This window comes from Cupriavidus sp. BIS7, from assembly GCF_000292345.1.
In the GTDB taxonomy this organism is placed as follows: Bacteria; Pseudomonadota; Gammaproteobacteria; order Burkholderiales; family Burkholderiaceae; genus Cupriavidus.
Map to the genome: position 1 here is coordinate 15,220 of NZ_ALOU01000005.1, position 19,047 is coordinate 34,266.

General features: G+C 63.3%; 14 protein-coding genes. 4 read left to right on the forward strand and 10 right to left on the reverse strand.

Annotated elements, in window-relative coordinates; all coding sequences use genetic code 11:
- Positions 1-74: 74 nt before the first annotated feature.
- Complete coding sequence (locus B552_RS0101145; protein WP_019447153.1) at positions 75-1,262, forward strand: helix-turn-helix transcriptional regulator; 1,188 nt, start codon at positions 75-77, stop codon at positions 1,260-1,262.
- A gap of 12 nt (positions 1,263-1,274) precedes the next feature.
- Here the strand turns inward: B552_RS0101145 and B552_RS0101150 are convergent, their stop codons facing one another.
- The 5 genes from B552_RS0101150 to B552_RS0101170 all read right to left on the reverse strand — a co-directional run bounded on the left by B552_RS0101150 (position 1,275) and on the right by B552_RS0101170 (position 9,049).
- Positions 1,275-2,813 carry a SpoVR family protein gene (locus B552_RS0101150; protein ID WP_019447154.1) on the reverse strand — a complete coding sequence of 513 codons (1,539 nt, stop codon included), beginning with the start codon at positions 2,811-2,813 and terminating at the stop codon, positions 1,275-1,277.
- Positions 2,814-2,850: 37 nt separating this feature from the next.
- Positions 2,851-4,122, reverse strand: a complete 1,272-nt coding sequence (locus B552_RS0101155) for a YeaH/YhbH family protein (RefSeq protein WP_019447155.1) — start codon at positions 4,120-4,122, stop codon at positions 2,851-2,853.
- 99 nt (positions 4,123-4,221) lie between these two features.
- Positions 4,222-6,144: a PrkA family serine protein kinase gene (locus B552_RS0101160; protein ID WP_019447156.1), complete on the reverse strand. Its 1,923-nt coding sequence runs from the start codon at positions 6,142-6,144 to the stop codon at positions 4,222-4,224.
- A gap of 809 nt (positions 6,145-6,953) precedes the next feature.
- Positions 6,954-7,868: an SDR family NAD(P)-dependent oxidoreductase gene (locus tag B552_RS0101165; RefSeq protein ID WP_019447157.1), complete on the reverse strand. Its 915-nt coding sequence runs from the start codon at positions 7,866-7,868 to the stop codon at positions 6,954-6,956.
- A gap of 143 nt (positions 7,869-8,011) precedes the next feature.
- The gene (locus B552_RS0101170; protein ID WP_019447158.1) at positions 8,012-9,049 is read right to left on the reverse strand and encodes a tripartite tricarboxylate transporter substrate-binding protein; all 1,038 of its coding nucleotides are present in this window, start codon (positions 9,047-9,049) and stop codon (positions 8,012-8,014) included.
- Between the two features lie 276 nt (positions 9,050-9,325).
- On the opposite strand from B552_RS0101170, the gene B552_RS0101175 reads away from it, so the two are divergent.
- Genes B552_RS0101175 through B552_RS0101185 form a run of 3 tightly spaced genes read left to right on the forward strand, consistent with a single transcriptional unit; the run spans position 9,326 to position 12,755 of the window.
- Positions 9,326-10,495, forward strand: a complete 1,170-nt coding sequence (locus B552_RS0101175) for an acyl-CoA dehydrogenase family protein (protein ID WP_019447159.1) — start codon at positions 9,326-9,328, stop codon at positions 10,493-10,495.
- 8 nt (positions 10,496-10,503) lie between these two features.
- Positions 10,504-11,877: an MmgE/PrpD family protein gene (locus B552_RS0101180; protein ID WP_019447160.1), complete on the forward strand. Its 1,374-nt coding sequence runs from the start codon at positions 10,504-10,506 to the stop codon at positions 11,875-11,877.
- Between the two features lie 17 nt (positions 11,878-11,894).
- Complete coding sequence (locus tag B552_RS0101185) at positions 11,895-12,755, forward strand: MaoC family dehydratase N-terminal domain-containing protein (RefSeq protein ID WP_019447161.1); 861 nt, start codon at positions 11,895-11,897, stop codon at positions 12,753-12,755.
- Positions 12,756-12,792: 37 nt separating this feature from the next.
- Here B552_RS0101185 and B552_RS27000 read toward each other — a convergent pair whose 3' ends face one another.
- The 5 genes from B552_RS27000 to B552_RS0101210 all read right to left on the reverse strand — a co-directional run bounded on the left by B552_RS27000 (position 12,793) and on the right by B552_RS0101210 (position 18,900).
- Positions 12,793-14,202, reverse strand: coding sequence for a DUF1996 domain-containing protein (locus tag B552_RS27000; RefSeq protein WP_019447162.1), 1,410 nt, complete (start codon positions 14,200-14,202; stop codon positions 12,793-12,795).
- A 133-nt stretch (positions 14,203-14,335) separates the two neighbouring features.
- Positions 14,336-15,889 (reverse strand): acetolactate synthase large subunit, encoded by a 1,554-nt coding sequence (locus B552_RS0101195; RefSeq protein ID WP_019447163.1) that lies wholly within the window; start codon positions 15,887-15,889, stop codon positions 14,336-14,338.
- 45 nt (positions 15,890-15,934) lie between these two features.
- Complete coding sequence (locus B552_RS0101200; protein WP_026035175.1) at positions 15,935-16,684, reverse strand: GntR family transcriptional regulator; 750 nt, start codon at positions 16,682-16,684, stop codon at positions 15,935-15,937.
- A gap of 111 nt (positions 16,685-16,795) precedes the next feature.
- Positions 16,796-17,821 (reverse strand): VirK/YbjX family protein, encoded by a 1,026-nt coding sequence (locus B552_RS0101205; RefSeq protein ID WP_026035176.1) that lies wholly within the window; start codon positions 17,819-17,821, stop codon positions 16,796-16,798.
- A gap of 347 nt (positions 17,822-18,168) precedes the next feature.
- Positions 18,169-18,900 carry a GntR family transcriptional regulator gene (locus B552_RS0101210; RefSeq protein ID WP_026035177.1) on the reverse strand — a complete coding sequence of 244 codons (732 nt, stop codon included), beginning with the start codon at positions 18,898-18,900 and terminating at the stop codon, positions 18,169-18,171.
- Positions 18,901-19,047 lie beyond the last annotated feature (147 nt).

Genomic DNA, 19,047 nt, shown 5'->3' on the forward strand with positions numbered 1-19,047 from the left:
AAGACAAAAGGGGACCGCGCCTCGATGCAGCGGTCTTGAGGAAAAGGCGTCGTTTGCCACCGGGGGAAAACAATATGGGCGAACAACCGTCCACCGACGATGTATTCCATCGTCTGGTCGATTGCATTTATGAATCCGCAATGGACGTTGCGGCCATGCCAGTGGCGCTGGACCTGTTTTCCCGCTACACCGGCACTGGCAGCCCAAGCTACCTGATCTGGGACAAGCTTGCCGAGCGAACCCGCCTTGGCGTAACACCGCACGGCTGCTTCACGAACGCCAGCAGCATGCCCGACAGCATGCGCACACCACCAGCCTATCAACCGTCCGCACGCGCTCAGCATGCCTGCGTGATGGCCACCGACGGCCAGGCTGCGGCGCGGCTTGCCGAACCCGAATTCGCGACGGCCATTCCGGCGTTCGATTGCCGCGGACTCGAACAAGGCATCCGCCTGTTCGACACCAGCGATATCTGCGTGCTGATGAGCGCCACCCCGACAGCGGATGGCACGCTGACGCACGATCACCGGCAGAAGCGCCTGGCTCAGGTCATGCCGCATTGGGCACGCGCTGCACGTATGCAGCATCGCAATTTCGAACTGAGCGGCCTGGCTGCCCTCGGGCTGGCCAGCCTCGACACGCTGGACTTCGGCGTGATGGTGCTCCAGGCGGACATGCGCGTGCGCTACGCCAATAGCTGGGCCGAAGCGCTGGTGCAGGCCGATACCAACCTTGCACTCGACAACGGCGTTCTGCGTGCCCGTCCGGAATCGCTGCAGGCGGTGCTGCTCGATCTGCTGGATGCGGCGGCGCACGGCGGCCGCCATGGCACCACTGCGGCGGGATCGTGGATGCACATCACGTCCGGCGGCCAGCCGGTGCCGATCATCGTGATGCCGCTGGTGTCGCGCCAGCCCGTGGAAGGCCCCTGGCAACTGCCGATGGCAATGATGCTGCTCGGCAATTCGGAATCGCGCTCCGTGCTCGATGCCGGCGTACTGACCTCGCTTTTCGGCTTGTCGCGCAAGGAGAGCATCATCGCCATCCGCCTGGCGGCCGGCGAAACGCTCAACGAGATTGCCGAGCGCGAGTTCCTTTCCCCGCATACCGTACGCGTGCATATTCGGGACACGCTACGCAAGACGGGCACACATCGCCAGTCGGAACTGGTGCGATTGCTGCACCTGCTGCCGGGGGTCGATCTCGGGCGCGCGGGGGTGTCCTCGGCCGCGCGGCCAAAGACCGCGCGCCGCGGAATCTGAGTTGCCAGGGCCTTAAGCGGCCCTGCGCTGCAGCTGATGACGGCGTTCGGGCTTGCACTCGTACTTGAGTTCGCGCCGGCCGTCCTCATAGGCCACTTCCAGCCGAACCGTAAAGCCCCATAGCCGCGTGACGTGGCGCACCACCTCGTCGAAGTTATGTGCCAACGGCCGACGGTCGTTCTGCAGGTGGCGCAACGTCAGCGATCGGTCGCCGCCAATGTCGACGTTCGTCACCTGGATGTTCGGCTCCATGTTCGACAGGTCGTACTGATTGGCCAGCAGGTGGCGAATCTCGCGATAGCCTTCGTCATCATGGATCGCCGTGACGCGCAGCTTGCCTTCGCGGTCGTCATCGAGCACCGAGAACAGCTTGAGCTCGCGGATCACGCGCGGCGACAGGAACTGCAGCAGGAAGCTCTCGTCCTTGAAGTTGCGCATGGCGAAGTCGAGCGTCTTGCGCCAGTCACTGCCGGCAAACTCGGGCGCCCAGCGGCGGTCCTCCTCGGTGGGGTTCTCACACATGCGGCGGAGATCCTGGAAAATCAGGAAGCCCAGCGTGTACGGGTTCAGTCCGCTGTAATACGGGCTGTGGTACGGCGGCTGGTAGATGACATTGGTATGCGCCTGCAGCAGTTCGAGCATGAACGCGTCATTGACCAGCTTCTCCTCGTAGAGCTGATGAATGATCGTGTAGTGCCAGAACGTAGCCCAGCCTTCGTTCATGACCTTGGTCTGGCGCTGCGGATAAAAGTACTGCGCGATCTTGCGCACGATGCGCACGATCTCGCGCTGCCACGGCTGCAGCTTCGGCGCGTTCTTCTCGATGAAGTAGAGCAGGTTCTCCTGCGGCTCGGGCGGGAATGTCGCTTCCGACTCAAAAGCCTCTTCTTCCTGGCGCAATGCATGCGGCCGGTGTTTGGGCAGCGTACGCCACAAATCGTTCACCTGCATCTGCAGGTAGTTCTCTCGCTCGGCCTGCCGCGCCTGCTCTTCGGTAATCGACAGCTTCTTGGGCCGCTTGTAGCGATCCACGCCATAGTTCTGCAGCGCGTGGCATGAGTCCAGCAGAGCCTCCACCTCCTGTTCGCCGTAGCGCTGCTCACATTCAGCCACGTAGTTCTTGGCGAACAGCAGATAGTCGATGATCGCGTCCGCGTTGGTCCAGGTGCGGAACAGGTAGTTGCCCTTGAAGAACGAGTTATGGCCGTAGCAGGCGTGCGCAATGGTCAGCGCCTGCATCGGCATCGTGTTCTCCTCCATCAGGTACGCAATGCACGGGTTGGAGTTGATCACGATCTCGTAGGCCAGGCCCATGTAGCCGCGCTGGTAGCTGCGTTCCGAGGCCAGGAAATGCTTGCCGTATGACCAGTGGCTGTATCCCACCGGCAACCCTGCGGAGGCATAGGCATCGAGCATCTGCTCGGCCGTGATGATCTCGATCTGGTTCGGATAGCTGTCCAGCCCGAACTCGCCGGCGATGCGAGCGATTTCGCGGTCATAGCGCTGGATCAACTCGAAGGTCCACTCCGAGCCCGTGGAAAGATAGGCCATAGACTTCCCCAGTGTTCACCGGTGACGCACCGGTCAGCTACCTGCCGGGCCACGCGGCCCGCTTCTGGAAGAGGTCATGCAACACGGGATAGATCTCGTCGGCACCGATGATGCGCTGCATCGCGAAGTGCTCGAACTGGCTCTTCACCGTGAGGTACTCCTCCCAGAGATTCTGCGGTTCTTCCGAAGCCACCTCCACATACGCGTAGTACTGCACGAGCGGCAAGATCGACTCGCGCAGCAGGCGCCCGCACAGTTCGGAGTCACCCGCCCAGTTGTCGCCGTCCGAAGCCTGCGCGCAGTAAATATTCCACTGGCTTGGCGAATAGCGGTCGTGAATGACCTCCACCATCAGCTTGAGCGCGCTCGAAACCACGGTACCACCGGACTCGCGCGAATGGAAGAAATCTTCCTCGTCCACTTCCTTGGCCACGGTGTGATGGCGAATGAACACCACGTCGATGCGCTCGTAGTTCCGTTTCAGGAACAGGTAGAGCAGCATGAAGAAGCGCTTGGCGAGATCCTTGCGGCTCTCGTCCATGGAACCCGAAACGTCCATCAGGCAGAACATCACCGCCTGGGCCTGCGGGCGCTTCTTCAGCACACGGTTGTTGTAGCGCAGGTCGAGCTTCTCGATGAACGGCACACGATCCACCTGCGCGCGCAGGTGGCGCATCTTCTCCATCAGCGCCACGGCCTTGTCGGAATACGGGTCTTTCTCGATTTCTTCGGCGTACTCGATCTCGAGTTCGCGCAGCCGCTTGAGATAGGGGCTAGATAACGCAATGCGCCGCCCGAGCGAGCTGCGCATCGTGCGCAGGATCGACAGGTTCGAAGGCGTGCCATCGATGGAAAAACCGGCGCGCACCTTGCGCACTTCGGCAATCTTGGCAAGATGGCGCTTGGCCAGGTCCGGCAGCGCCATGTCCTCGAAGAAGAAATTCAGGAAATCCTCGCGCGACAAGGTGAAGACGAAATCGTCCTCGCCCTCGCCGCTGTCGCTGGCGCGCGAGCCTTGTCCGCCGCCGCCCTGCTGCTGGCGGTCGAAACTGTCACCCTTGACGAACTTCTTGTTGCCGGGGTGAACCCACTCGCGCCGGCCGCCCTGGCCGTGATGAAAGATCGGCTCGGAGATGTCCTTTACAGGAATGGACACCTGCCCGCTCTGCTCGATGTCCATGATCTTCCGGCCAGACACCGCCTTCGCTACCGCCTGCCGGATCTGCTCGCGGTAACGTTTGATAAAGCGCTGCCGATTGACGGCACTCTTGTTGCCGCCATTCTCACGCCGATCGATGACCGTAGCCATGCCGTTCGCTCGCCTTGTTGAGACGCCAGACCAGCGCGTCGGGATCGGGAGCCGCCTGCACGCTTCCGCGAAGCGGCTCCCAGGACCGCGTCTGGTGGACTACGACGACTTCCTGACGCGCAGATACCACTCCACCAAAAGTCGAACCTGCTTGGGTGTATATCCCTTTTCGACCATGCGGTTGACGAAGTTCTCGTGCTTGTCCTGGTCTTCCCGCGACGATTTCGCATTGAACGAGATCACCGGCAGCAGGTCCTCGGTGGTGGAGAACATGCGCTTTTCGATCACCATCCGCAGCTTCTCGTAGCTGGTCCAGACCGGGTTCTTGCCACCGTTGTTGGCGCGCGCACGCAGCACGAAGTTGACGATCTCGTTGCGGAAGTCCTTCGGATTCGAGATACCCGCCGGCTTTTCCACCTTCTCCAGCTCGTCGTTCAACGCGTTGCGATCAAGGATCTCGCCGGTATTGGGATCGCGATACTCCTGATCCTGGATCCACAGGTCAGCGAACACCACGTAACGATCGAAGATGTTCTGGCCATACTCGGAGTACGACTCCAGATAGGCCGTCTGGATCTCCTTGCCGATGAACTCCACATACGGCGTGGTCAGGTACTCCTTGATGTACGACATCAACCTGGCTTCCTGCTCGGGCGGGAACTGCTCGCGCTCGATCTGCTGTTCGAGCACATAGAGCAGGTGCACCGGGTTGGCCGCCACTTCCGTGTTGTCGAAGTTGAAGACCTTGGAAAGCACCTTGAACGCGAATCGCGTGGACAGCCCGCTCATGCCCTCGTCGATGCCCGCGTAGTCGCGATACTCCTGGTACGACTTCGCCTTCGGGTCCACGTCCTTGAGGCTTTCGCCGTCATAGACGCGCATCTTCGAGAAGATGTTCGAGTTTTCCGGCTCCTTGATCCGCGTAAGCACCGCGAACTGCGCCATCATCTTCAGCGTGTTCGGCGAGTTGGGCGCCGCAGACAACGAACTGCTGCGCAGCAGCTTGTCGTAGATCTTCACCTCTTCCGACACACGCAGGCAGTACGGCACCTTGACGATGTAGATGCGGTCGAGAAATGCCTCGTTGTTCTTGTCCGCCTTGAACGTCGTCCATTCGGCTTCGTTCGAGTGGGCGAGGATGACGCCATCGAAAGGAATCGCGCCGAAGCCTTCGGTACCCTTGTAGTTACCCTCCTGCGTAGCGGTCAGCAGCGGGTGCAGCACCTTGATCGGCGCCTTGAACATTTCCACGAACTCGAGCAGGCCGCGGTTGGCCAGGCACAGCCCACCGGAATACGAATAGGCGTCCGGGTCGTCCTGCGGGAAATCCTCGAGCTTGCGGATATCGACCTTGCCAACCAGCGACGAAATATCCTGGTTGTTCTCGTCGCCTGGCTCGGTCTTCGAGATCGCGATCTGTGACAGCACCGACGGGCGCAGCTTCACCACACGGAACTTGGTGATGTCGCCATTGAATTCATGCAGGCGCTTGACCGCCCATGGCGAAGGAATGGTATTCAGGTAGCGGACCGGAATGCCATAGTCCTCTTCCAGGATCTTGCCGTCCTCTTCGGCCGAGAACAGCCCGAGCGGCGATTCATGGATCGGCGAGCCTTTCAGCGCGTAGATGGGAATCTCCTCCATCAGCGCCTTGAGCTTCTCGGCCAGGGATGACTTACCCCCGCCCGGAGGCCCGAGCAGATACAGGATCTGCTTGCGCTCTTCCAGGCCCTGTGCGGCATGCTTGAAGAACGCGACGATCTGTTCGATCGTGTCCTCCATGCCATAGAAGTCGCGGAAGGCCGGGTAGACCCGGATCACCTTGTTGAAGAACAATCGGGACAGACGCGGGTCATGGTGGGTGTCCACCAGTTCGGGCTGTCCGATTGCGGCGAGCATCCGCTCGGCAGCAGTCGCGTAGGCAACAGGATCCTTCTTGCAGATCTCCAGATATTCCTGGATGCTGAATTCCTCTTCCTTGCGTGCTTCGAAGCGTGTGGCGTAGTGGCCAAAAATGTCCATACCTCACTCCCGTCAGAGGCCCACGTCCGAGGCGAAGGCAGTGCTACTCCCCTTAAGACTCCGCGGCAATTCTGCTTCCCACCACCCCGGCATGGCGGAGTTGCCATGTTGCGAAGTCTTTACTTCATCATAGTCAAATAACGGCGAACCTGAACCGCGCGTTGACGATTTGCACATCGTTTGCACATCGTCCGATCGGTCATGGCAGTGCATCTGATAATCATGCCTGCCATTACCGAATTGCTCGCTGTTCTATTCCGCAGCGACGGGCCATCGACCATGCTTGTGACACACCTTACACCTTTAGCGCGCAATCTGCACAGCACGTTGTGTAACGCAGCAACAAGACCCGTTACGTCTGACAAGACATATTCGACCTGGTTCTACATCTGGCCCGCCGCACCAACTGCTCGTGCAACGCGATTCATTTGCAGCAACGATAAGACCAGGCCCGTGCTTACACCATGGATCAGCGCGCCTCTCATCACGGCGCGCGAATGATCTCGCGAATGACTATCGCTGCGACATGCTGCAGCACTGATCGTTCAACGTTTTCCGCATTAGCACTTGCGATCCGAGAGTGCCAATTGGTCAGCAGTCTCGGACCTCGAATACGCGCTGAACGTGCACCTGTTTTGCGTTTCCAGCGCGAGCGGCGGGGACTGTCACGCACCCCAGGGGTGCGTGACAGTCCGACGACGGCCCGGCGAAGGCCATTGAGTGGGGATTGAGCAGAATGCGTGCCACGCGTGGGCACGCATAAACCGGTTTGCGCTGCAATGCAGCATCGGCGCTGCGAGGGGGACGCCTCAGATCGGGTCCCAGTTGATGACGTCGGGCGAGCGATCGAGCTTGAAGAAGCTGCTGCGCATCGCCGGCATGGCGATCTCGGCGACTGTCTCCGGGGTCCAGCCCTCCGCCGTATGTACGGAGCGTACAGGGCGCGGCTGGCTCATCAGCATGATCTCGTTGGCCCGTACCGCAAAGATCTGGCCATTGACCTCGTGTGCGGCGTCACTCGCCAGAAACACGGCCACCGGCGCGATCTTGCCCGCCTCCATCTTCTGCAACCGTGCCACGCGGGCCTTTTCCTCGGGCGTCTCGGCCGGAATCGAGCTGGTCATGCGGCTCCAGGCAAACGGGGCGATGCAGTTCGAGCGCACATTGAAACGCGCCATGTCCAACGCGATCGATTTGGACAGCGCGGCGATGCCGAGCTTGGCCGCCGAGTAGTTGGCCTGCCCCAGGTTGCCGATCAGCCCGGACGTCGAGGTCATGTGCACGTAGGCGCCGCCCTCCTGGTCCTTGAAATAGTTGGCCGCCGCACGGCTGACGAAGAAGGTGCCGTTCAGATGGACGTCGACCACCGAGCGCCATTCCTCCTCGTTCATCTTGAAGAACATGCGGTCGCGCAGGTTTCCTGCGTTGTTGACCACGGCGTCGATACGGCCAAAGTGATCGAGCGCACATTGCACGATGGCGTTGCCACCGGCCCAGGTTGAGACGCTGTCCGTGCTGACCACCGCCTCACCGCCGGCTGCGCGGATCTCCTCGGCCACACGCTGCGCGGGCCCCTTGTCGCCGCCTTCGCCACTCATCGACACACCCAGGTCGTTGACCACGACCCTGGCTCCGGCCGCCGCCATTCCCAGCGCGATCCCCCGTCCGATGCCGCCACCGGCACCCGTCACCACCACCACCTTGCCTTCCATCATTGCGCTCATCGTCCACTCCTATGGCTCGCAATCCCCGCGGCAGGGAGCCTACCGGTTCGATTGCAGTGCCGGATACGATAAATTGGCGCCGGAGACTTTGGAATTCATGAATCACAAAAGTGGGCTTCGTGCCCGCCGAAGCCATGCAAGAATCAGTCTGCCTTCACGCCTGCCGCCTTGATGATCGGCGACCATTTGTCGATCTCCGAGGCCAGCCACGTCCGCAGCCCTTCCGGCGTCTGCTTGTCTTCCGACACGATAACCGCGCCCAGGTCCTGCATGCGCGCCGCAACGGCCGGGTCCTTGAGCGCCGCGCGCAGCGCAGCATTGAGCCTGGCGATCACTGCGGGCGGCGTTCCCTTCGGTGCATAGATGCCATGCCAGACCTTGACCTCGAAGCCCTTCAGGCCGCCCTCGCGCAGCGTCGGCGAATTCGGCAGTGCGGGAATGCGCTCGGCCGTGGTCACACCGTACAGCTTCACCTTGTCCGCCTTGATATGCGTTAGCGTCTGGGTGGTCTGGTCGCACAGCACATCCACCTGGCCGCCCAGCAGCGCGGTCATCGCCGGGGCGGTTCCCTGATAGGGAATGGTCTGCACATCCACGCCGATTGCCTTCTGGAACAGCATCCCGCACAACTGCGACACGGCGCCCAGGCCCGCGTTGGCCAGGTTCACCTTGTCGTGGTTTTTCTGGATATAGGTGACCAGTTCCGGCAAGTTGTTGGGCGGCAGGTCATGGCGCCCCAGCAGTGTCATCGGCACGTCCGCCACCTGCCCAACGAAGCTGAAGTCGGTCAGCGGCTTGTATGGCAGCTTCGAATACAGCGCCGGCGCGGTGGCCATGCCGTTATGGTGAATCAGGATCGTGTAGCCGTCCGGCGCGGCCTTTGCCACGTATGCGGCTGACACCGTGCCGCCCGCGCCCAGGCGGTTCTCCACCACCACGCTCTGGCCCAGCGTCTTCGACATGGCCGCCGCCACCGATCGCGCCACGACGTCGGTCGGCCCGCCAGCGGCAAACGGCACGACCATGACGACTGGCTTCGATGGGTAGGCATCGCTCGCGTGCACCTGGCCGGGCACGATAACGGCAACGGCAACGGCAAGGGCGGCAAGCGCGAGTGCCGCCCCCGTCATGCGTTGCCATTTGTGGGCGGCGATGGCTGTCGACTGCCGGAATGAGGTCATACGCTGTCTCCTGAAGCGCGTGTGGCACGCGTCTGGTTGTTGGAAATCGGGTGACGTGCAGCGTGAATCCAATGCCGAGACCGCACAATTCCGAATTGCCGAAGGGGGCGCAAGGCCGGCAAGAAGCCACGGGATAACCCCTATCAACCGCTATCAAGCGCGATCTCCTGAGGCCCGTGACCTAAGCAGCAACAAAGCCGCGCTTTGGCAAATGTGAATGCCCGTGGCACGGGCAGTCGGGAATAATGCCCAGACTCGACACAGACGGACATTGCCATGCATGCTGCACAGGACCAAGACCTGATTTACCCGGAAATCCGTGAGGCCGTACGCGACCTCTGCCTGCAGTTCGATTCGGCCTACTGGCAGCGCGTGGAGGAAAAGAACGGCTTCCCCGAGGAGTTCGTGCAGGCCCTCACCCAGGCCGGCTGGCTGTCCGCGCTGATTCCCGAGGCGTACGGCGGGTCTGGCCTGTCCCTGACGGCCGCGTCGGTGATCATGGAGGAGATCAACCGCAGCGGCGGCAACTCGGGCGCGTGCCACGGGCAGATGTACGTAATGGGCTGCCTGCTGCGCCACGGCTCCGATGCGCAGAAGCAACGCTGGCTGCCCGGCATCGCCTCCGGCGAACTGCGCATGCAGTCGATGGCCGTGACCGAGCCGACCACCGGCACCGATACCACCAAGCTCAAGACCACAGCAGTGCGCCGCGGCGACAAGTACGTGGTCAACGGTCAGAAGGTCTGGATCTCGCGCGTGCAGCACTCGGACCTGATGCTGCTGCTGGCGCGCACGACGCCGCTCGATCAGGTCAAGAAGAAATCCGAAGGACTGTCGGTGTTCGTCGTTGACCTGCGTGAAGCCATCGGCAACGGCCTGACCGTCCAGCCGATCCGCAACATGGTCAATCACGAGACCAACGAACTGTTCTTCGACAACCTGGAGATCCCCGCCGAAAACCTGATCGGCGAGGAAGGACGCGGCCTGAAGTACATCCTCGATGGCCTGAACGCCGAGCGCATCCTGATTGCCGCCGAATGCATTGGCGATGGCTACTGGTTCGTCGAACGGGCCAGCGGCTACGCGCGCGAGCGGATCGTGTTCGATCGCCCGATCGGCCAGAACCAGGGCGTGCAGTTCCCGATCGCCCGTTCGTACGTCAATGTCGAAGCCGCCAGCCTGATGCGCTACAAGGCCGCGCAATTGTTCGACGCGGGCAAGCCCTGCGGCAAGGAGGCCAACATGGCGAAGCTGCTGGCCGCCGATGCATCGTGGGAAGCCGCCAACGTCTGCCTGCAGACGCACGGCGGCTTCGGGTTCGCCGCCGAATACGACATCGAGCGCAAGTTCCGCGAAACGCGCCTCTACCAGGTGGCGCCAATCTCGACCAACCTGATCCTGTCGTACGTCGCCGAACACGTTCTCGAACTGCCGCGCTCATTCTGATACCGACCATGTCCGATACCCGCTATCCGACCCGCCAGCTTTGCGAATACCTGGCCGCACTGAAGCTCGATGACGTGCCGGCGCCCGTGGTCGAGCGCACCAAGGATCTGTTTCTCGACTGGATCGCCTCGGCCATCGCCGGCAAGGACGCGCCCGCGATACGCCGGATCCAGGAGTTTGCCGCCGCGATGGGACCGGCCAGCGGCGATGCCGAAGTCTTTGTCGACCGCCGCCGCACCTCACCTTATTTCGCTGCGCTGATCAACGGTGCGTCGTCGCATGTAGTCGAGCAGGACGACGTGCACAACGGCTCGGTGCTGCATCCGGCGGCGGTTGTGTTTCCGGCGGTCGTGGCTGCTGCACAGGCCGAAGGCAAGACCGGCGCCGACGTGCTGCAGGCGTCCATCGCCGGTTATGAAGCCGGCATCCGCATCGGTGAATTCATGGGACGTTCGCACTATCGCGTGTTCCACACCACGGGCACGGTCGGCACGCTGGCCGCTGCAGCAGCCGTGGCGAAGCTCTATGGGCTGGACGCCGAAGGCATCAACCAGGCGCTCGGCTCCGCCGGCACCCAGGCCGCCGGACTATGGGAATTCCTGCGCGATGCGGCAGATTCGAAGCAGCTTCACACCGCGAAGGCGGCGGCCGACGGCCTGCAATCGGCCTGGCTGGCCCGCGCGGGCTTTACCGGCGCACGGCAGATCCTGGAAGGTCCGCAGGGCATGGCCGCAGGCATGTCCAGTGACGCCAACCCCGCCGCGCTGACCGATGGCCTTGGCAGCCGCTGGGCCACGGCGGAGACGTCATTCAAGTTCTTCGCTTCGTGCCGGCACACGCACCCTGCCGCCGATGCATTGAAGGCGCTGATGCTGCGCGAGGGGCTGCACGCCGAGCAGATCGCCTCGGTCACGGCCCACGTCCATCAGGGCGCCATCGACGTGCTCGGCCCCGTGGTCAACCCCGCCACGATCCACCAGGCCAAGTTCTCGATGGGCACCGTGCTCGGCCTGGTTGCCGTTCACGCGCACGCGGGCCTGGGCGAGTTCGAGCAGCACGCGCTGCAGGACGCGCGCATCGCCGCGTTCCGCGACAAGGTCACCATGGTGCTCGACGAGGAAATCAACGCGGCATATCCACGCCAGTGGATCGGCCGGGTGACCGTGCGCACTGTCGATGGCGGTACGCTCGCAGCCCGTGTCGACGTGCCCAAGGGCGACCCCGGCAACACGCTGACGCGGCCGGAACTCGAAGCCAAGGCCATTGAGCTTGGCGCGTTCCGCCACGGCGCATCTGAAGCGGAAATGCGCGCAATCATCGCGCGGGTATGGCGCCTGGAGCACGAAGCCAACGTTGGCAACTGGCTGCCAGCGGCCCGCTAAATCCAACGAGACGCATCATGACGACCCCTACCCTTGAACAGCTGCGCGCGTGGATCGGCCGCTCGGAGACGCGCACCGAAACGCTGGCTGCCGAGCCCGTGCGCGCGCTGGCCGCGACCTTCGACCTGGACGGCGACGCGCTTATTGGCAAGCCGCTGCCGCCGCTCTGGCACTGGCTCTACTTCCTTCCGCGCGCGCCCCAGCACGAACTGGGACAGGACGGCCATCCGGCGCTTGGCGGGTTCCTGCCGCCGGTGCCGCTGCCACGCCGCATGTGGGCCGGCGGCGAGCTGACGTTCACGCGCGGCCTGCGCGTTGGCGAAACCGTGACAAAGACCTCGACCATCGCCGATGTCCAGTACAAAGCCGGCCGCACCGGTGAACTGTGGTTCGTCACCGTCGATCACGTCTTCAGCGTTGCTGGAGAAACCGCGCTGACCGAGCGCCACGACATCGTCTATCGCGCGATGCCCGAGAAGGGCCAGCCGCAGCCGCCACGACCGCGCGTTGCGTACACGGCGCAGTTCGGCCGCACGCTGCAGGCCGATCCGGTACTGCTATTCCGCTTTTCGGCGCTGACGTTCAATGGCCACCGCATCCACTACGATCTCGACTACGTGCGCGACGTGGAGGGCTATCCAGGCCTGATCGTGCACGGCCCGCTACAGGCAATGCTGACGCTGGAACTGCTGCGGCACGAGCGGCCCGGCGCACGCGTGAAGCGCTTCGGCTTCCGCGGGCTGGCGCCGCTGTTCCATCAGGACACTGTTACCGTCAGCGGCATGGACGACCCCGAAACGCGCGGCAGGGTCGTTTTGTGGACCGGCGACGGCGATGGTGGCCAGGCGATGTCGGCGTGGGCCGAGGTGGAAGCCTGACTCGCCACGCCGCCGGCATGCACTTCCCATCTGCCGCTCAGGTCGGCAGCGGATTCACGGCGATCATGTACAGCACGGGCCTGTTGACGCTTTCCTTGCTGCCGAACTGGAAGAGCCGGCCGTCACCCGTGCCTCGCACGCAGAAGGCCACCGTGTCCTTGCCGGCGGCAATCGCCTGATTGATCGCATCGGTCACCGTGAAGGTGCGGTACTGCACCTGGTTGTTCAGATAGAGCGTCGATTCCGTGCCCTGACAGGCCGGGGCGTTGGTGCCATTGATCGTCTGCTCCGACCAGTCAGTGGACACGCTGAACGCTCCGATGTTGACGGCGGCGGTATCGGTCATATTGCCCCCATCGACCAGCAGCATATAGCGCGGTGTGAATTCCGGAGGCAGCGTCACGGCCCCCTGCGGGATCTTGAACTTGACGTAGAAGACCGACTCCGGCGTGGACCCGCTCGACCGCTGTGCGTTGAGCGTCTTCGCCGTGCCGTAGTTGGCGGTGCTGCCCACCACCACCGTGGCATCGTCCGATGGCTCGCTGTACGAATACGGAAGCTCGCGGTTGCACACGCGCCCCTTGTTCATGCAGTAGGTGGCCATGTATTGCGCGGCCTGGGGCCGCCAGCCCATGAAGAAGTCCCCGTGCGCCGTGTAGAGCGATCCCCATAGCTGCTTGACCACGTTGCCTTGCGCATCGAGCTGCGGGTCCAGCGAAAGCTGCACGTTGGTCAGGTCCGATATCTGGCCGAGGTTGTAGGCAATGTTCATGTTCACCTCTGGCAGATGCACCGGATATCCCGAAGGACATTTGCCATTGCTATCCGGATAGGCCATGTTGTCGTGGCCCCCCATCACCGGCGAGAGGTTGACACCGTCCCAGCAGGTCGGGAAGTTCATGCCGATATTGAGCTGGGTACCGGTTGCGGGGTCCGGCACGCAGTTGGTGGGGATGGTATTGGTATAGCCGCGCCCGGTGCAAAGGAACGAGATGCGCGGGTTCGGCTGCGTACCGTGGTGGTCGCCCACCATCATTTTCAGGCCGGCCGGAAGCGCCTGCACGTACACACGCTTTGCGGACGGAACCGCCTGGTTCGTGTAGTACGTCTTCTGATAGCTGGGCCGCACGATGGTGCCGTCCGGCAACTTCAGCGACGGTGCCCAGTATGCGGTGCCGTCGGCAGCGTTCTCGCAGGTGCTGCCCGACACGGCCTGCAGCGTGTCCGCCGTGGAGTAGGCGTTGGTAGTGGTGTTGCCAAAGAAGTCGTGCTGCATGGCTATCCCGGGCTTGCCCGGATACACGATTGCGTCGTCCGGCAGGGTATGGGAATAGTTGCAGACGATATCGAAGCTGCCGTCCGTCAGTTTCGGGGTCTGCGCTGCCGCCGCTGCCGCCAGCAACAGGCCGCACAGCACGGTACAGGCGTGAATCCACAGCGTCTTCATGATGTCACCTCGCTCGGTGTTGTCGATGCGAGCGATGGTGAACGCGCGGCCCCGGCCGCGCCATGGAACATGGTGGATCAGCCGAGGCCTCTCAGCGAGGCCCCTCTTGGTGCCTCGTTAGACCGTTAGCGCATCAGATCACCAGTTCGATCAGGAACGGCCCCTTGCGCTGGTTTGCCATGCGGAACAGGTCGGCGAACGTTTCCATGTTCTCCGCACGCGCAGCCTCCACGCCCATGCCGTTGGCCATGCTGACCCAGTCCAGATTGGGGTTGCCCAGATCGAGCATGTCCAGGGCGGTCTTGCCCGGATTCGCGCCGACGCCGGCAAGCTCGCCAAGCAGGATGGCGTACTTGCGGTTGGCAAGCAGCACGATGGTCACGTCGAGTTTTTCGCGCGCCATGGTCCACAGCGACTGCAGCGTGTACATGCCCGAGCCGTCGGCCTGCAGCGCCACAACGCGGCGATCTGGCGCTGCGATTGCCGCGCCCGTGGCCATCGGCAGCCCGGCACCGATGGCACCGCCGGTCAGTTGCAGCCAGTCGTGCGGGGCGGCGTGCACCGTGCCTGGATAGAACGCGCGGCCAAAGCTCACGCTCTCCTCCACCACCACGGCCTGCTCCGGCAGCAGCGCGGTCAGCGTCTGCGCAACCGCCTCGGATGTCACGGCACCCTTTGCGGGTTCCGCCGATATCGACATCGACGCCGACGTCAGAGGCGGCAGCGCGGCATTGCGCGCGCCGAGTTCATCGGCCAGGCAAGCCAGTGCCCCGGCAAGATCCTCTTCCGGGCGGGCCAGCACATGAATTGCGGCGTCTTCCGGATACGGACGCGGCGACTTGCCTGGATACGCGAAGAACGTCACCGGCGTCGGCGCCCCAACCAGGATCACGTTGCGAATGCCGGCCAGCTTCTGGCGGGCCGCATCGCCCGAGTACGGTATGCGGTCGATCGCCAGATGACCCCGGCCACGCGTCACGCGCGCATTCGACATCGGCGTGATCAGGCGCGCATCGGTGGCCGCGGCAATGCGGTGCGCGTCGGCCAGCGCTTCCGCCCGCAACGCGCTACCGGCCAGCACGATCAGCGTGGGCTGGCCGCTGCGCAGGATGCGCGCGGCGTTCTTCACAACATCCGGCGAAACCTTGGGCACTGGCAGCGCAGGCAGCGACCCGGCAACCTTGCCGCCCGCGTCCCAGCAGACATCGGACGGCAGGATCAGGCTGGCCACGCCCCCGGGCGCCGATCGGGCAGCCTGCACCGCTGCCGCCGCATCCGCGCCGACAGACGCGGCATGCGTGGCCGTACGCGTCCACACCGACACGGGGCGGGCCCAGCCTTCGGTATCGGCAGTCAGCGGTGCATCGAACGGACGGTGATAGGTGGCCTGATCGCCGATGATGTTGACCACAGGCGTTTGCGCGCGGCGGGCGTTGTGGAGGTTGGCCAGGCCATTGGCAAGGCCCGGCCCGCAATGGAGCAGCGTGGCGGCCGGCTTGTCCGCCATGCGTGCGTAGCCATCGGCTGCGCCGGTCACCACGCCTTCGAACAGGCCCAGCACGCAGCGCATGCCGGGAATCCGGTCCAGTGCGGCCACGAAATGCATCTCGCTGGTGCCCGGGTTGGCGAAGCACGTATCGACGCCGCATGCCAGCAGCGTCTTGACCAGGCTTTCCGCGCCGTTCATTGAATCTTGAGTCTCCATTGCAGGTTCCGTACTTGTTATGTGTTGTCAGGAATGGGGGGCGAGCAGATCGAAATCCAGGCAGACGTACTCCGTCGGGAACTCGATCCGCGCGTAATAGACGATGACGCCGTCGACACAGGCAAAGCGCCGCAGTTCTGCCACCGGGGCACCCACGGGCAGTTCGAGCGCGCCAGCCGAATCGGCGCCGGCCGGGACGATGGACAACCGCTGGCGCGCGGCGTTGACCTCCAGGCCCGGAAAGCGGTCGAGCACGGGCACGGAGGCGCCGTGGCGGAATGCCTCCGGATCGCGCTCGAACACCTCGGCCGCGATATAGACCTCGCCCACCGCGAACGGCCGTCCGTCCATGCGGTGCGCGCGGCGCAGGAAGTGATAGGCATCGGCGCGGCGGCCATCGCAGGGCATGCCCAGATCGTCGGGCAGGGAAACATCGGCGGTGGACTCGACCATCGCCTCGGTGGAAAGCTGGTCTCCCACCACAACGGCCTGGTCCCAGCTGACGGGTAGCGAAAGCTGGCGCCGCTCGCGGCCAGCCGCCTTGACGAACGTTCCGCGCCCGCGCGAGCGCGCGACGAGCCCTTCGGCGTCCAGGCGCGAGATCGCATGGTGCATCGTCATGCGTGCAACGCCGTACTGGCGGCACAGCGCATCAAGGGAGGGGATTTGTTCGCCCGGCCGCCACGCGCCGCTTTCAATCTGGCGGCGAAATATCGTGGCGAGCTGCAGATAGACGGGCTCGCGGCTGCGTGAGAGGAGATCGTGGGCGTCCGGCATGCGAAGGGCGTCGGCAACCATGCCGACGCATCGGGTCGATACCGGACTCTATTAAAAGTCTAGCTGGCTAGACTACTAGGGTTTACCGCCCCGTCGTTCTGCCATGCGGAATCAGGCTGCGGCGGCCGCCTCAACCGGCATCTGCGCGTCGTTACCGGCCACGGTCGCATCGGCCCGGAGCCAGCCGAGCACAATGCCACGTACCGAGTCCGTCATTGCCTGCTTGCGGCGCCATGCCGATCGCTTCTTCGAAGGGATCTCGGCGATGTCGCGTTGTGGCTGGCAGACGGGCACTTCGATATTGCCATCCGCCAGCAGCGTGCCGTGATATTCCATCCAGAAACCCTCGTAATCGGCCTGGATTTCGCGTGGCGTGCGGCGTTGACGCCCCACGTGATTGGCACGGGACACCGCCACCACGCGCCGGACACCCACCGCTTCGGCAAGCGCGAGCAGCGCCTCCATCACCAGATCCTTGGGACGCAGGCCTTCGCTCGCCTTGGTGGCCTCCCGTATCAGTTCACGGCTCTGCTCGCCCATCGGCCCCTGCAGGCCGCCGACGAAGATCTCCGCGCCGTGATCCCCACGCCTGAGGTAGAAGCTCAGTTGTGCCAGGCAAACCCCGGCTTGGGTATCGCTCCAATAGAAAGCAAGCTCCCCTTCCCGCGGATTCGGGCCGGAATCTGCCAGGCGCAGCATGTAGCGGCCGTCGGCGGACCACCATTTCAGCCCGCCGGCCAGGTAAATGCGGTCGCACACACAGGCCGGCAGCGCAGCTTCCAGCAGTGTGTAATGGTCGACCACGAACCGGGCGCGATCGCGAAAACCCATGCCCTGCGCGCCCAGCGGACGGAATGGCTTCTCCAGCATCAACGGCCGCGCGACCACCACGCGTTGCAGCAGCGGCAACGAACTTGCTGCCTGCAGCCAGGGCAAGGCCGTGCTGGCACGCACGGCCGACAACGTCACCAGCCTGGCACGTCGCGTCAGCCATTTCCGGCTGCCGGACGGATAGCAGAATGCAGAAACTGACGCCACCGATGTGAGGTAGCGCAGGTAATACGCCGGATAAAGATCGAGAAGCCCCCCCGCGCGGGCATGGATGAAGCCCTGCAGGTATGACACTGGTTCTTGCACGACTGACTGCTCCCCTTGTTTGACACCCACCCGCCCTGGCTCAGGCGCGATGTGTGCGAATTTCAACCCGGACCACCTGGTGCCTTGCACGCAGGTGGCAAAAACCGGCCCGTCTCTTCTTTCTGAATGTGATGTGGGGAACGCGGGCCTGGCTCGTAATATTTCGTAACGCCTTGAAATATTACCAGTTGACACTGTTACAGAAAATGAACGGAATCCCTAATCTGAGGCAGATCCGCGACGCGTTTGCAAATATTTGCAATCTGCCGGGCAGGCGCGCGACATGAAAAAAGGCCGGCGTGATGCCGGCCCAGTTCGTGATCAAAGGGATTTGGATTTGCAGGGAGTCAGCGCCGCGTGACGCCGGCAGCCCCGGCAGCGCGTGCCGCTGGCTCGGCCAGCGTCTGCTCCACCACGCGCAGCACTTCCTTCGCGGTGTTCTCCGAATGCTGGCGCAGCACAGCGGCCAGGCGCGGACGGCCAGGCTCGCGCAGGGCTGCGATGATCGCTTCGTGCTCCTCGTGCGATTCCTGCCAGCGCAGCATGTCCGCATTGGCCGCGCCGCGGGCGCGATGTACCTTGCTCATCAGCATCGCGTAGATGCTGGCCAGCACGGCGTTATCCGCGCTGTCGATGATGAGCTGGTGGATTTCCTGGTTGATGCGGAAGTAGTCGGTGCGGCGCCCTGCAAGGTGCGCGTCGATCATTGCCTGGTGACGGCGCTCGATCTTGGCTATTGCCGTGTCGGTGAGCCGCTGTGCCGCCAGTTCCCCGGCATGCGCCTCCAGGCCGTGCAGCGTCTCGAAGGTGGCGCGCAGTTCGTCGAGATCGAGCGGCGCCACGCGATAGCCGATGTACTGCCGATGCAGCACCAGCCCTTCGGCCACCAGCACCTTCAGCGCCTCGCGCAACGGCGTCTTTGACACATCGAACGCTTCGCAGAACGCCTTTTCGTCGATCCGCACACCGGGAGGCAGCTCGCCCTCCTGAATCATCGTGCGCAACCGCGCCGCGATCTCGGCGGACATGCCAAGTGTGCGGAGTCGGGCGGTTTTGGGGAGCGCTTGTGTCACTGACATCACCAGGTTGGGGAAATTGCACCGGCAACAGGCTACCACACACCAAATGCGCACATTGACGATCCATATAAATCAGTAACTTACCGATGTTGTAATTACAGATTACGTATCCTATACTCCGGCCAGTTGCGCGACACATTAAACAAA

What these genes read in the sequence shown, in the direction of transcription:
- B552_RS0101180 (WP_019447160.1), top strand. Translation starts at nt 10,504, where the DNA reads ATGTCCGATACCCGCTATCCGACCCGCCAGCTTTGCGAATACCTGGCC.
- B552_RS0101175 (WP_019447159.1), top strand. Translation starts at nt 9,326, where the DNA reads ATGCATGCTGCACAGGACCAAGACCTGATTTACCCGGAAATCCGTGAG.
- B552_RS0101200 (WP_026035175.1), bottom strand. Translation starts at nt 16,684, where the DNA reads ATGCCGGACGCCCACGATCTCCTCTCACGCAGCCGCGAGCCCGTCTAT.
- B552_RS0101185 (WP_019447161.1), top strand. Translation starts at nt 11,895, where the DNA reads ATGACGACCCCTACCCTTGAACAGCTGCGCGCGTGGATCGGCCGCTCG.
- B552_RS0101210 (WP_026035177.1), bottom strand. Translation starts at nt 18,900, where the DNA reads ATGTCAGTGACACAAGCGCTCCCCAAAACCGCCCGACTCCGCACACTT.
- B552_RS0101170 (WP_019447158.1), bottom strand. Translation starts at nt 9,049, where the DNA reads ATGACCTCATTCCGGCAGTCGACAGCCATCGCCGCCCACAAATGGCAA.
- B552_RS0101195 (WP_019447163.1), bottom strand. Translation starts at nt 15,889, where the DNA reads ATGAACGGCGCGGAAAGCCTGGTCAAGACGCTGCTGGCATGCGGCGTC.
- B552_RS0101145 (WP_019447153.1), top strand. Translation starts at nt 75, where the DNA reads ATGGGCGAACAACCGTCCACCGACGATGTATTCCATCGTCTGGTCGAT.
- B552_RS0101150 (WP_019447154.1), bottom strand. Translation starts at nt 2,813, where the DNA reads ATGGCCTATCTTTCCACGGGCTCGGAGTGGACCTTCGAGTTGATCCAG.
- B552_RS0101165 (WP_019447157.1), bottom strand. Translation starts at nt 7,868, where the DNA reads ATGAGCGCAATGATGGAAGGCAAGGTGGTGGTGGTGACGGGTGCCGGT.
- B552_RS0101160 (WP_019447156.1), bottom strand. Translation starts at nt 6,144, where the DNA reads ATGGACATTTTTGGCCACTACGCCACACGCTTCGAAGCACGCAAGGAA.
- B552_RS0101155 (WP_019447155.1), bottom strand. Translation starts at nt 4,122, where the DNA reads ATGGCTACGGTCATCGATCGGCGTGAGAATGGCGGCAACAAGAGTGCC.
- B552_RS27000 (WP_019447162.1), bottom strand. Translation starts at nt 14,202, where the DNA reads ATGAAGACGCTGTGGATTCACGCCTGTACCGTGCTGTGCGGCCTGTTG.